This window comes from Luteimonas terricola (assembly GCF_004352845.1).
Taxonomy (GTDB): domain Bacteria; phylum Pseudomonadota; class Gammaproteobacteria; order Xanthomonadales; family Xanthomonadaceae; genus Luteimonas; species Luteimonas terricola.
Map to the genome: position 1 here is coordinate 94,182 of NZ_SJRX01000003.1, position 11,860 is coordinate 106,041.

At 66.0% G+C, this 11,860-nt stretch carries 13 protein-coding genes and 1 pseudogene; 6 read left to right on the forward strand and 8 right to left on the reverse strand.

All coding sequences use genetic code 11. From position 1 onward, the window contains the following. Positions 1-79 precede the first annotated feature (79 nt). The 4 genes from E2169_RS07945 to E2169_RS07960 all read left to right on the forward strand — a co-directional run bounded on the left by E2169_RS07945 (position 80) and on the right by E2169_RS07960 (position 6,362). On the forward strand, positions 80-1,402 hold the full coding sequence (locus E2169_RS07945; protein ID WP_229659130.1) for a TolC family protein: 1,323 nt from the start codon (positions 80-82) through the stop codon (positions 1,400-1,402). After that, positions 1,399-2,853, forward strand: a complete 1,455-nt coding sequence (locus E2169_RS07950) for an efflux RND transporter periplasmic adaptor subunit (RefSeq protein ID WP_132986098.1) — start codon at positions 1,399-1,401, stop codon at positions 2,851-2,853. Before E2169_RS07945 ends, E2169_RS07950 begins: the two co-directional genes overlap by 4 nt. A gap of 1 nt (position 2,854) precedes the next feature. Then, positions 2,855-6,007: an efflux RND transporter permease subunit gene (locus E2169_RS07955; protein WP_132986099.1), complete on the forward strand. Its 3,153-nt coding sequence runs from the start codon at positions 2,855-2,857 to the stop codon at positions 6,005-6,007. A gap of 172 nt (positions 6,008-6,179) precedes the next feature. Further along, positions 6,180-6,362, forward strand: coding sequence for a MerR family DNA-binding transcriptional regulator (locus E2169_RS07960; RefSeq protein ID WP_132986100.1), 183 nt, complete (start codon positions 6,180-6,182; stop codon positions 6,360-6,362). Between the two features lie 517 nt (positions 6,363-6,879). On the opposite strand, the gene E2169_RS14440 is transcribed toward E2169_RS07960, so the two are convergent. Genes E2169_RS14440 through E2169_RS07975 form a run of 3 tightly spaced genes read right to left on the reverse strand, consistent with a single transcriptional unit; the run spans position 6,880 to position 7,740 of the window. Further along, the gene (locus tag E2169_RS14440) at positions 6,880-7,137 is read right to left on the reverse strand and encodes a GDCCVxC domain-containing (seleno)protein (protein ID WP_425480542.1); all 258 of its coding nucleotides are present in this window, start codon (positions 7,135-7,137) and stop codon (positions 6,880-6,882) included. Then, positions 7,085-7,375, reverse strand: coding sequence for a heavy-metal-associated domain-containing protein (locus tag E2169_RS07970; RefSeq protein WP_132986102.1), 291 nt, complete (start codon positions 7,373-7,375; stop codon positions 7,085-7,087). The genes E2169_RS14440 and E2169_RS07970 overlap by 53 nt, the downstream gene beginning before the upstream one ends. An 8-nt stretch (positions 7,376-7,383) precedes the next feature. Beyond that, on the reverse strand, positions 7,384-7,740 hold the full coding sequence (locus E2169_RS07975) for a mercuric transporter MerT family protein (protein ID WP_132986103.1): 357 nt from the start codon (positions 7,738-7,740) through the stop codon (positions 7,384-7,386). Between the two features lie 44 nt (positions 7,741-7,784). On the opposite strand from E2169_RS07975, the gene E2169_RS07980 reads away from it, so the two are divergent. Then, the gene (locus E2169_RS07980; RefSeq protein WP_132986104.1) at positions 7,785-8,183 is read left to right on the forward strand and encodes a MerR family transcriptional regulator; all 399 of its coding nucleotides are present in this window, start codon (positions 7,785-7,787) and stop codon (positions 8,181-8,183) included. A gap of 56 nt (positions 8,184-8,239) precedes the next feature. Here the strand turns inward: E2169_RS07980 and E2169_RS07985 are convergent. Further along, positions 8,240-8,364, reverse strand: a pseudogene (locus tag E2169_RS07985) (IS3 family transposase); the annotation flags it as partial. On the opposite strand from E2169_RS07985, the gene E2169_RS07990 reads away from it, so the two are divergent. Beyond that, positions 8,351-8,581 carry a hypothetical protein gene (locus E2169_RS07990; protein ID WP_132986105.1) on the forward strand — a complete coding sequence of 77 codons (231 nt, stop codon included), beginning with the start codon at positions 8,351-8,353 and terminating at the stop codon, positions 8,579-8,581. The pseudogene E2169_RS07985 and the gene E2169_RS07990 overlap by 14 nt on opposite strands. A 20-nt stretch (positions 8,582-8,601) precedes the next feature. Here E2169_RS07990 and E2169_RS07995 read toward each other — a convergent pair whose 3' ends face one another. The 4 genes from E2169_RS07995 to E2169_RS08010 form a co-directional block, all read right to left on the reverse strand. Then, positions 8,602-9,036: a YqaA family protein gene (locus E2169_RS07995; protein ID WP_132986106.1), complete on the reverse strand. Its 435-nt coding sequence runs from the start codon at positions 9,034-9,036 to the stop codon at positions 8,602-8,604. A gap of 34 nt (positions 9,037-9,070) precedes the next feature. Next, positions 9,071-10,405 (reverse strand): MFS transporter, encoded by a 1,335-nt coding sequence (locus tag E2169_RS08000; RefSeq protein WP_132986107.1) that lies wholly within the window; start codon positions 10,403-10,405, stop codon positions 9,071-9,073. Positions 10,406-10,480: 75 nt separating this feature from the next. Then, positions 10,481-11,149 carry a transmembrane anchor protein gene (locus tag E2169_RS08005; protein ID WP_132986108.1) on the reverse strand — a complete coding sequence of 223 codons (669 nt, stop codon included), beginning with the start codon at positions 11,147-11,149 and terminating at the stop codon, positions 10,481-10,483. Between the two features lie 19 nt (positions 11,150-11,168). Further along, positions 11,169-11,816, reverse strand: a complete 648-nt coding sequence (locus E2169_RS08010; protein WP_132986384.1) for a HupE/UreJ family protein — start codon at positions 11,814-11,816, stop codon at positions 11,169-11,171. Between the last annotated feature and the right edge of the window lie 44 nt (positions 11,817-11,860).

Consider the following 11,860-nt stretch of genomic DNA (forward strand, 5'->3'; position numbering starts at 1 on the left):
TCACGCCGTGCCTCGTCACGGCATGTGTTCCTGCCCTCGTCCGAGCGACTTGCGTCGCGTCGGCCCAAGGACATCTGACATGGCATCCCTGTTCGACCGACTGCAGGCCCGGCGCCTGCACCCTCGCCCGCTGTTCCGCCGTCGGCCACCGCTCCGGCACCTGCTTCCCTGCCTGCTCGCCAGCGCCTTGTGGACGCTGGCGCTGCCGGCGTCGGCCACCGACCCTGTCCCGGGGCACAACCTCGAGTCGATCCGCGCCTGGGTTCTCGAACACAACCCCGAGCTACGGGCCATGGACTTCGAGGCCCAGGCTGCCGAAGCGCGGATCCTGCCGGCAGGCGCCCTGCCCGACCCGACGGCCTCCGTGGGATTCCGCGGCCTTGATCCGGACGAGCCCTGGCGCACCCCCGATGCCGGCCGCGAGGTCGACTACGCGCTGCGCCAGCGCTTCCCGCTTTGGGGCAAGCGCGGCTTGGCGCGGACCGCGGCCAGCCAAGATGCGATCGCGGTCGGGCTCGACCGCATCACCACTGCGCGCGACCTGCTGGTTGTTGCCGAGGTCGCCTACGTGCGCTATTGGCATGCTGACCAAGCCGTCGCCGTGCTCGATCGTCGCATCGCCCTGCTCCGCCAGGTCGAAGAGATGGCCGGCGTCCGCTACGCCCTCGGCCAAGCGGCACAGCAGGACGCGATCCGCGCCCAGGTCGAGCAGACCAGCCTCCAGCGCGAGCGGATCGAGCGCATTGCCGCTAAACAGGAGGCCGTCGCCACATTGAACGCGGTGCTGGGTCGCCGCTCCGATGCGCCCCTGGTCAGCCCCGATGAGGCGCCCCGCCTCTTCGTTCGCAGCGCTTCGCTGGCCGAAGCACTGGATGGCGCCGATGCGCATCCGGCAGTGCGTTCGCAGTGGGCCCGCGCCGAGGCCGCCCGCACGAACGTGGTGCTGGAGCGTCGCAACCGGTATCCCGATATCACCGTGGGCGTGGGCGCGATGCAACTCGGCAATGGGATCGAAAGCACCGAGCTGATGTTGGAGGTGGAGATCCCGTTCCAGCAGCGCGCCCGACGCGAGCGCGAGCGCGAATCCCGCCTGCTCGAAGACGCAGCACTCGCCCGCATGGACGCCACGCTCCGGAACGTCGAAGAACGCGGTGCCTCCGCCTGGACGCAGTGGACCAGCGCACGCGAACGGCGCGAGCTGATCGAGAACACGCTGCTGCCGCAAGCGGACGCCAACTGGCAGTCCGCGCTGGCCAGCTACCAGGTCGGTGAAGTCGACTTCGGAACGCTGCTCGAAGCACTCAATGAATGGCAGGGCGCCGACCTCGCACGGGTCGATGCGCTGCGTGACGAACTGTCGGGCGCCGCCGCCGTGCGCGCCATCGAAGGAGACATCCAATGACCCGTGTCCAGACTCTGTCGCTCGCCATTGGCGTCGCGCTCGCCGCCCTCGCCGTCGGCTGGATGGCCGGCCGCGCCACGAACAATTCACCGGCCGCAGGCACCTCGGTCGACGCGCCGGCCGCCGAACGCAAGGTGCTCTATTACCGCAATCCCATGGGCCTCCCGGACACGTCGCCGGTGCCGAAGAAGGACCCGATGGGCATGGACTACGTCCCGGTCTATGCCGGCGACGCACCGCCGGCGGCGCCGGGCACGGTGGTGATGCCCCCAGACAAGGTGCAGGCGCTGGGCGTGCGCACCGAAGCGGTCACGCGCGGGGCCCTGGCCACCACCGTGCGCACCAGCGGCACGGTCGAGGTCGACGAGACCCGGCAGTACGCGATCGCCCCGCGCTTCGAAGGCTGGGTGGAGCGGTTGTATGCGAACCAGACCGGCATGCGGGTCGGCGCCGGGCAGCCCCTGCTGTCCGTTTACAGCCCGCAGCTGGCCGCAGCGCAGCAGGAATACCGGCTGGCCGACGAGACTGCCCGCCGGCTGGCCGAGTCCGATCCCGCGAGCGCGGCGTCAATGGTCCGCCTGCGCGATGCCGCACGCACCCGCCTGCGCAACTGGGAAATCAGCGATTCGCAACTGGGCAAGACGGCCTTGGTCCTCACTGCGCCCGCGGACGCGGTCGTGATCGAGAAGCCGGTGGTCCAGGGCGCGCGCTTCGAGCCGGGCGAAACCATCCTGCGCCTGGCCGACCTGTCAACGGTCTGGGTGATCGCCAAGGTGCCGGCGGCGCAGGCCTCGGAGATCAGGGTCGGACAGCCGGCGCGCTTCGAAACCGTGGCCCTGCCAGGCCAGGTGACCGAGGGCGAGGTCACGTTTGTGCAGCCGGTCGTCGATGCGCAGACGCGCACCGTGGATGTGCGTATCGCGCTGCCCAATCCCGACGGCGACCTGCGGCCCGGGCTCTACGGGACCGTGCTGCTCGAGGAGCGGGGGGCAGGACCGGTCCTGACCGTTCCGCGCTCGGCCGTGCTCGACAGCGGCACGCGCCAGATGGTGCTGATTGAAACCGGCCCGGGACGTTTCGCGCCGCGCGACGTCACCTTGGGGCGGCGCGGCGGGGATCGCATCGAGGTTCTGGACGGGGTCGCCGAGGGCGAGCAGGTCGTGGTCTCCGCCAACTTCCTGATCGACGCCGAAAGCAACCTGCAGTCCGCGCTCGAAGGTTTGGCCGGTCACGCGGGCCACGGCTCGCCCTCGGACGCCAGCGAGGATCCACACGCAGGGCACGACGAGGCCACCGCCGATCCACATGCCGGTCACACCATGCCGGCCGCCCCGGAGTCGACGCCGCCCCCCGACAGCGGCAACGGCGCCCATGACGATCATGATGGCCAAGGCGACCACGGGGCCGTGAGCGACCACGACGCTCCCGTTACCGACCACGAGGGGCACTGACATGCTTGCCCGCCTCATCGAATGGTCGGTCCGCAACGTTTTCCTTGTGCTGGTAATGGCGCTGGCGATCGTCGCCGGTGGCGTCTACGCCCTGCTGCAGACGCCGCTTGATGCACAGCCGGACCTGTCGGACGTCCAGGTGATCGTGTTCACCGAGTACCCGGGGCAAGCGCCCCAGGTGGTCGAGGACCAGGTGACCTACCCGTTGACCAGCGCGCTGCTCGCGGTGCCGAAGTCGAAGGACGTCCGTGGCTTCTCGTTCTTCGGCGCCTCCTTCATCTACGTCATCTTCGAGGAAGGCACGGACCTCTATTGGGCGCGCTCGCGCGTGCTCGAGAACCTGAACGTCGCCTCGAAGAACTTGCCGGCCGGCGTGGCGCCAGCGCTGGGACCCGACGCCTCGGGCGTGGGCTGGGTCTACCAGTACGTGCTGAAAAGCGATCGCCACTCGCTGGACGAGCTGCGGGCGATGCAGGACTGGTACCTGCGCTACCAGCTCACCACCGCGCCCGGCGTGGCCGAGGTCGCCAGCGTCGGCGGCTTCGTGCGCCAGTACTCGATCACCGTCGACCCGGTCCGGCTGCGCGAGTTCGACATCCCGCTATCGCGGGTGTCCGAAGTGATCGCCGCGAGCAACCGCGACGTCGGCGGCCGCGTGATCGAGATGGCCGAGACCGAGTACATGGTGCGGGGCCGTGGCTACCTGCGCGGTATCGAGGACATCGAGAGCCTGGTGCTGCGCGCCGAAGGAGGCGCACCGGTGCTGATCGGCGACGTCGCCCGGGTCGAACTGGTGCCCGACGAACGCCGTGGCATCGCCGACCTGGACGGCGAAGGCGATGTCGTGGCCGGGATTGTCATTGCGCGCTTCGGCGAAAACGCCCTGGCCGTGATCGGCGGGGTAAAGGACAAGATCGCCGAACTTGCACGCGGCTTGCCCGAAGGCGTCAGCGTCCAGGCGGTCTACGACCGGTCCGATCTCATCGTGCGTGCGATCAAGACGCTGCGCACGACATTGCTCGAGGAGAGCCTGATCGTCGCGCTGGTGTGTCTGGTGTTCCTGTTCCATGCGCGCAGCGCGCTGGTCGCGATCGTCATGCTACCGGTCGGCGTGCTGATCGCGGTGATCGCAATGCGTGCGCTCGGCATGAACTCGAACATCATGAGCCTGGGCGGCATCGCGATCTCGATCGGCGTGATGGTCGACGCGGCGATCGTGATGATCGAGAACGCGCACAAGCACATCGAGCGCTCCGACGGCTCCCGAAGCCGAACCCAGCTGATCATCGACGCCTGCCGCGAGGTCGGCCCGGCGCTGTTCTTCAGCCTGATGATCATCACCGTCTCGTTCCTGCCGGTCTTCGCCCTGGAAGCGCAGGAAGGCCGCCTGTTCAAGCCGCTGGCGTTCACCAAGACGTTTGCCATGGCCGGGGGCGCGCTGCTCTCGGTGACGCTGGTGCCGGTGCTCATGCTGCTGTTCGTGCGCGGCAAGATCGTGCCCGAGCAGAAGAATCCGGTGAACCGGTTCCTGGTCGCGGCCTACCGCCCGGTGATCGACGTCGTGCTGCGGTACCGGATGGCCACGATCGCGATCGCCCTCGTCGCCCTGTTCGCCAGCCTGTGGCCCGCGTCGCGGCTGGGCAGCGAGTTCATGCCCACGCTCAACGAAGGGACGCTCCTGTACATGCCCACCTCGCTCCCGGGCATGTCGGTGACCAAGGCCTCGGAGCTGCTGCAGCAGCAGGACCGGATCATCAAGGGCTTCCCGGAGGTGGAATCCGTGTTCGGCAAGGCCGGTCGTGCCCTGACAGCGACCGACCCGGCGCCCCTGGAGATGTTCGAAACGACCATCAACCTCAAGCCCGAGGACGAGTGGCGCGACGGCATGACCACCGACAAGCTCATCGCCGAGATGGACGCGGCGCTGAAGTTCCCGGGTGTCGCCAACTCGTGGACGATGCCGATCAAGGCACGCACCGACATGTTGGCCACCGGCATCCGCACGCCCGTGGGCATCAAGCTCTTCGGCAACGATCTGGAGCAGCTCGACGCCCTCGCCACCGAGATCGAAGCAGTGGTGCGCGAGGTGCCGGGGACGACCAGCGCGTTCGCCGAACGCCTGACCGGCGCCTACTACCTCGACATCACCCCGGATCTGCGCAGCCTGGCCCAGTACAGCGTGACTCTGGGCGAGGTGCAGGACGTGGTGGCGGCCGCGCTGGGCGGCGAGATCGTCACCACCATCCTCCAGGGGCGCGAGCGTTTCAGCGCGATCGTGCGCTATCCACGCGAGCTGCGCGACGACCCGCACCGTATCGGGACGCAGGTCCTGGTGCCGGTACCCGGCGGCGCCCAGGTGCCGTTGGGCGAGCTCGCGCGCATCGAGGTCACGATGGGCGCGCCCAGCATCCGCACCGAGAACGCGATGCTGGCGGCCTACATCTACGTCGATACGCGCGAGAGCGACCTGGGCCGCTACGTGCAGGCCGCGCAGGACGCGGTCGCCGGGCAGGTGCAATTCCCGCCGGGCTACTACGTGACCTGGAGCGGACAGTACGAATACATGCAGCGTGCCGCGGAGAAGATGCGCGTCGTCATCCCGGTGACGCTGGCGCTGATCTTCCTGCTGCTGTACCTCAACTTCCGTCGCGTCACCGAGTCGTTGATCGTGATGTTGTCGGTGCCGTTCGCACTGGTCGGCGGCATCTGGCTGATGTGGATGCTCGACTACAACGTCAGCGTCGCGGTGATCGTGGGTTTCATCGCGCTGGCGGGCGTCGCCGCGGAAACCGGCGTGGTGATGCTGATCTACCTCGACCACGCGCTCGAGGCGCGCGCCGCACAGAGCCAGGCCGAAGGCCGCTTGCTGGACGCACGCGACCTCCGCGAGGCGATCATCGAGGGTGCGGTCGACCGCGTGCGCCCAAAGATGATGACCGTGGTCGCGATCATGGCCGGCCTGCTGCCGATCATGTGGAGCAGCGGCACTGGCTCGGAGGTGATGCGCCGCATCGCCGCGCCGATGGTGGGTGGCATGGTCTCGTCGACGGTGCTGACCCTGGTGGTGATTCCGGCGCTGTACTCGCTGATCAAGCAACGGCAGCTGGCCAGGAAGCCGCAGACACCCGCCGCGCTGTCCGTGGAAGTGCCGTGATGCGTTCCACTTTCAACGCACCTGGGCAATGGCGGTCCGCATACGCGCGGGCCCGTCGTTATCGCCGCGGGAGCACCAGGCGTCTTGTCATTGAGGGCATCGCGTCAGTCGAGCTTGACCTGTGTGCGAGACACAGGTCAAGCGTGATTAACATCTTAGCGGGAGTGCGCCAATGGCGGCCAAAGACGAAGCAGCGCCGCCGCTGATGACGGTACGCCAGCTGGCACAGCAGGGCGACGTCACGGTGCATGTAGTGCGCAACTATCTGCGGCGCGGCCTGCTGCGAGCGGCCACGCATACCGAGAGCGGCTACCAGCTGTTTGATCCTGCCCCTCTTTCCCGGACACCCGGATAAGCGATTCAATATCGCAATCCGAGGTGAAGCAGATGAAGAGGGTCGGCATGGATTCGTGTAAAAAAACAGCCAAAAGTTAGCTAAGAAGTTGATCAGTCTCGTTATTTTGTCGGTACCGGGTCAGATGCTGCCGATGCTGTTCAACGTCTCGACCGTCGGCTCGCCACTGCCGCTCTCCACCCGCTTGAGGGTCAGCAAGCTCAGGTCCCGATGCTTGGCGACTGTTTATGAGACGTAGTAAGTATCCCTCGGCAAAGCCGTGGGCTTTAAGCGATTGGGACCCCTCAAAGGGGTCTTTTCCAATCGCTAAGAGCAACAGCAACATCAACTGCAAGAAGCACTGGGGTGAAGCCGACCGCGGTATAGGTCAAACCCTAAGCGTCCCGCGGCAGAGCCGGGGGCTTACCTCACTGAATTACGGCCCGTTGTCCGGTCCCCAGGAGAAGAAATGCCCCGCTTGCCGCGGGGCGTTCGTTCGCCGGGTTTGCTGATGAGCGGCAACCACTTGCCACGGCCGTTATCCGCAACAGGGCTTCTGTTGTTGGATCGGCGGACACGGCACAGTTCCGAATGAGCAGAACACGCAACAGTCGCCTTGATTGGGCCGCAAGACCACTCCACAGCCCGTGCACTCATAGAAAAACTGGCATGCTGTGACCGGCATTGTCTCCGTTGCCCGATGCCCACACTCCGGGCAGGTCAAGACACTCTGGAGCTCGACGTCACTCACCGCCGGTTCGCGCCTTGGCCGGGAAACCTGCCTCCGTGACTGCACGCGCGATCGCGGATATATCCGTCTGGCTCGAATCGAAAGCCACCGTGACTGTTTCAGCTCGGGTGTCCACCTTCGTCTCGGCCACGCCCAGCACCTTCTCCAGTGCCTTTTTGATGGTGATGCCACAGGCGGGACAAGTCATGTTCTCGGCATCGAGCACAACCACGGTCGCCGGCGTCGCCGCCAGAGCAGCACCGATCGAAAGAGCAGCCACGAGGGCCAGTATCCACTTGCGCATCGCGCCTCCTACAGAATCCAGACGATGTAATAGGGAAAGAGCAGCAACAGGGCGACGAGGGCCGTCGCGAGCCAGAGCCAACGCCGCCTGCGTCGCAGGGTGCCCGGCTCGATGCAGCGGCCATCCACACCACACTGCGCTGCCGGTCGATACACCAACCAGAACGCCACGGCCAAGGACAGCACGGCAGCGGCGCTGAACCAGGGTCTCAAGGGATCCAGCGCCGTGAGGGTGCTGATCCAGGCGCCGCTGATCCCCATGAGCACCAGCACCAGCGGCACCACACAGCAAATCGAAGCTCCGAGGGTGGCGAGGCCAGCACCAATCAGGGCGATGACCGGGGTTTTCGGGTGCGCGCGGGACATGAGGGTTATACTAACTTCCGTACCATAGTACGGAGTCAAGACAATTGGGTAACCCGACGCTGACCATCGGACGGCTCGCAACGGCCGCCAACGTAAACGTGGAAACCGTCCGCTACTACCAGCGCAGGGGATTGATTCCGGAACCTGAGCGTCCTGCAGGCAGCGTACGCCGCTACGGGCCTGATGACGTGAAGCGACTTCAGTTCATACGCCGTGCCCAGACCATGGGGTTCAGCCTCGCAGAGGTTCAAGCACTCCAGCAGGTGGTTGGGGCTTCTTCCTGCCAACAGACGCAGTTGCTCACCGAGCGCAAGCTAACCAATGTCCGCGGACGGATTTCTGATCTGCGAAAGCTGGAGGCCGACCTGGAAAAGCAACTGGACAAGTGTGCCCAGGCACCCGCCGGAGCGCCCTGCCCCACTCTGAAAGCATTCATGGGCTAGGGGTACCGCACCAGCGCCCTGCGCGCTGGTGCGGTACCCTTTTTTCGCATCGCCTAGCGGGTCACCTCGTTCTCGAGCATCGGCTCCGCCAGAAGCCTCGTCAGCCGGCCGTTCTCGGTCTCCAGCTCCTTCAAGCGCTTGGCGCCGGGCACGCCCATGCCCCCAACTTGCTTCGCCACAAGCATCGTCGCGACATTGCCGAGTTCCTCGGGGGCGCGACGGCCGCCGTGGTCGGGCTGATCACCGGGACCAACCTCGCGCTTTTGCTTGGCAGCTCCAGGGACCTGAGCGGCGCTGTGGTGTTTGCGGTCGCGCTGGGCGTGCTGTTCCGGTCCACCTGGCGTTGGCTGGTGGGTGCCGCCGGTTATGGACGGCTGGTGGACGTGGCAGGCGGGTGATGTCGACCGACGAATATTCTTCAACGTGCGCCGAGAACCACGGCCGCCAATGCAATGTAGCGCCCCACCTTGGCAATCGCCACCAGCACGAGGAAGCTCGAAAGGGGTTCGCGCAGGACACCGGCAACAACCGTCAGCGGATCGCCAACCACGGGAACCCAGCTGAGCAACAGCGACCATTTTCCGTAACGCCGGTACCAACGCCGGGCGCGATCGAGTTGTGCTTCATTCGCCGGGAACCAACGGCGATTCCTGAAGCGTTCCAACTGGCGCCCGATGACCCAGTTCACGGTGGAGCCCAGCACATTGCCGGCGCCGGCGATGACGATCAGCAACGCCGGCTCGTACTCCGCCATCAGCAAGCCGGTGAGCAGGACTTCCGACGAGAGCGGCAGCAGCGTCGCCGCCCCGAAGGCGATCGCGAACAACGCGGCATAAACGCCCAGTTCCGTCATCGATCACGTGGCGGGCCGCTCGTGCCGCGCCTCCTCATTGGGGCCAGCGTCCGTGCAACTCGTCGATCCTGTAGGGATGCATATGCTTTCCCTCGAGGACCTGATGGTCGACGAGGTGCGGGTGATCGTCGGACAACTCGGGATGGCTGTGTTCAACCACGTCCGGATCGTGGCAAGGCCAGGCGCGCCAGGCAACAAACAGTCCCAGCACGGCCACGCAACTCAAGGCGACGAGCGCGCTGCCGAGTCCGATGGCGGCCCCTACCCAGCCCGCCAGCGGGTATGCCAGCAACCAACACACGTGGGATAGCGAAAACTGCGCCGCAAACAGGAACGGGAGATCATCCGCCTGCGCGGATCGTCGCAACAGCCGTCCGCCGGGTGTTACAAGGCCGGCGTATGCCGCTCCAAGCACGCACCAGAGCGGGATGAGCAGGGCCCAGCCCAGCCTTCCCTGCGTGGCGGCCCACAGCCCGGTGGCCGCGAACAGCGCGCCCACCATGACCGAAGCGGCACCGAGCATCACGCTCCGGTCCTGGATACGTTCGAGCAGCTTCGGCAGCAGCAACGCCACGGCCATCGAGCCGGCACCAAACGCTGCGAGCGCCCACGCGACTTCACGTTCGCCCCCCTGAAGCGGGCCACGCACGATCACGACGGTGTTGACGAACACCATGGCGCCGCCGGCGGCGGCGCACAGGTTCAGTGCAAGCAGGCCACGCAGGCGCGGCGTGTGCAGGTAGATACGCATGCCCCGAAGCGCGCGGGCGTAGGGGCTGCCTGCGGCACGCGCCGCATGAACCACCGGGAACGTGGTCGCCATGACCAGCAGGGCCGAGGCGATGAAACCCGCCGACGTCCCTGCAAACAGTCCATGAAAGCTGATCATCGTCAGCAGCGCCGCCGCAATCGCCGGGCTCAGCAGGCTCTCCAGGTCGTAGGCAAGGCGCGACAAGGACAGGGCGCGCGTGTAATCGCGTTCTTCCGGGAGGATCTCCGGGATCAATGACTGAAACAGCGGCGTGAAGCATGCGGATGCCGACTGCAGCAGCGCGATCAACACGTAGACCTGCCAGATCTCGGTGACGAACGGCAGCATCAGCGCCGCCGCGGCCCGGACCAGATCAAGCCCGATGAGCACCGCTTTGCGTAGTCGCGGTGGAACGGTGGCGCCGGCCAGCGGCGCCAGAGTCACGTATACGACCATCTTGATGGCCAAGGCGGTGCCAAGCACTGAGCCTGCCTGCGCGCCAGCCAGGTCGTAAGCCAGCAGCGCAAGTGCCACGGTCGCCAGGCCGGTGCCGACAAGGGCGACCACCTGGGCACCGAACAACCGGCGAAACGTGCGTTCACGCAGAATTTCGAGCATGTGCCTGCCTCCGGAGAATCAAATGCGACAAGACATGGCAGGGGTCACCCGATCTCGCCGCGCGCAGCCTTGACCTCATATCACCCGTTTCATGGCGCTGTACGCGCCACCCGTCCGGATGATCACTGTGACTGGAGCGCTCCCGCGATTGCGCCAGAACCAGCCGTGGTTGCCGTCGAATGCGGCCTCGAGCACGCCTTCATCGGCAGGAACGCCCCGGCCCTTCTCGTAGCTTGTGGAGCGGCCACCGCCATCACCGTGGGTATCGAAGTTCACGACGCCGCCCTCGACCATCCAGGAGAACGTGGCTTGCTCCCCGGCGTTCATCGCAAGCTTCACTTCTGCGCCCTGCCCCGTCGAGAGCTCCACCCGCATTTCGTCGCGCCAGGCCGACTTCGCCTCCGGCACCGGCTCGACCGCCGCAGCGGATGCGGAGCCTGCAGCTCCGGCAGCTCCCGCGACATCCAAAGCCTGGGCCGGTTGCGGCGGCTGGATGATCGCCGCGTCGGCACTGGCCGCGTCAAGGATGGCATCCGCATCGCGTTCCTCTGCCAGCTGGGTCTTGATCTCGCCCATCTCGGCCAGGCCAAGCGCGCGTCCGATGCCCGTGGGATCAATGCCGTACTCAGCCGGCAACACGATGGTCACCAGGAAGAGCACCGCCACGGCGGCGGCGATGATCGTCGATTTGAGCAGGCGCGAGGACGACGGAAGATCGGAGTTCGTGGGTTTCGAGTTGTACATGGATAGGCCTCTTGAGTGTTCAGGAAACGAAGTAACCCGTCAGCTGCATGCCGACGAGGATGAAGCCGGCCGACATCATCACGACGTTTGCGGTGTAGGCGTGTTTCAGGAAGCTGTCCGTCCTGCGCCAGTAGCCCATGGCGATGAGGATGGCGCCCAGCGCCAACAACTGGCCAATCTCCACGCCCACGTTGAAGGCGAGGAGGTTCGGGACGAGGCCATCGGGCGAGATCTCGTACTCGATGATCTTTGTCGACAGGCCGAAACCATGGAACAGGCCGAAGACCAGGGTCGCGACCTTCGTATTTGGCTGGAAGCCAAACCAGCGCTGGTACGCACCCATGTTGTCGAGCGCCTTGTAGACCACTGACAGGCCAATGATGGCGTCGATCAGGTAGCTGTTGATGCCGACGTTGAAGTAGACCCCGAGCAGCATCGTGGTGGAATGGCCGATCGCGAACAGGGTGACGTAGAGCGCGATCTGGTTCATCCGGTACAGGAAGAAGATCACGCCCAGGAGAAACAGGATGTGGTCGTAGCCTGTCGCCATGTGCTTCGCGCCCAGATAGGCGAAGGACACGAGGTGCACGCCAGTGATTTCCTGGATGTAGCCCTTGTCGCCTTCCGCGATGGCATGTGCGTACGCGAGGTCGGGCAGCACCAGCATGAACAGTGCAGCGAGTACGGCGAGGAGTGCCGGGAGCCAGTTCC

What these genes read in the sequence shown, in the direction of transcription:
- E2169_RS07945 (WP_229659130.1), top strand. Translation starts at nt 80, where the DNA reads ATGGCATCCCTGTTCGACCGACTGCAGGCCCGGCGCCTGCACCCTCGC.
- E2169_RS07950 (WP_132986098.1), top strand. Translation starts at nt 1,399, where the DNA reads ATGACCCGTGTCCAGACTCTGTCGCTCGCCATTGGCGTCGCGCTCGCC.
- E2169_RS07955 (WP_132986099.1), top strand. Translation starts at nt 2,855, where the DNA reads ATGCTTGCCCGCCTCATCGAATGGTCGGTCCGCAACGTTTTCCTTGTG.
- E2169_RS07960 (WP_132986100.1), top strand. Translation starts at nt 6,180, where the DNA reads ATGGCGGCCAAAGACGAAGCAGCGCCGCCGCTGATGACGGTACGCCAG.
- E2169_RS07970 (WP_132986102.1), bottom strand. Translation starts at nt 7,375, where the DNA reads ATGCGCAAGTGGATACTGGCCCTCGTGGCTGCTCTTTCGATCGGTGCT.
- E2169_RS07975 (WP_132986103.1), bottom strand. Translation starts at nt 7,740, where the DNA reads ATGTCCCGCGCGCACCCGAAAACCCCGGTCATCGCCCTGATTGGTGCT.
- E2169_RS07995 (WP_132986106.1), bottom strand. Translation starts at nt 9,036, where the DNA reads ATGACGGAACTGGGCGTTTATGCCGCGTTGTTCGCGATCGCCTTCGGG.
- E2169_RS08000 (WP_132986107.1), bottom strand. Translation starts at nt 10,405, where the DNA reads ATGCTCGAAATTCTGCGTGAACGCACGTTTCGCCGGTTGTTCGGTGCC.
- E2169_RS08005 (WP_132986108.1), bottom strand. Translation starts at nt 11,149, where the DNA reads ATGTACAACTCGAAACCCACGAACTCCGATCTTCCGTCGTCCTCGCGC.
- E2169_RS08010 (WP_132986384.1), bottom strand. Translation starts at nt 11,816, where the DNA reads ATGCTGGTGCTGCCCGACCTCGCGTACGCACATGCCATCGCGGAAGGC.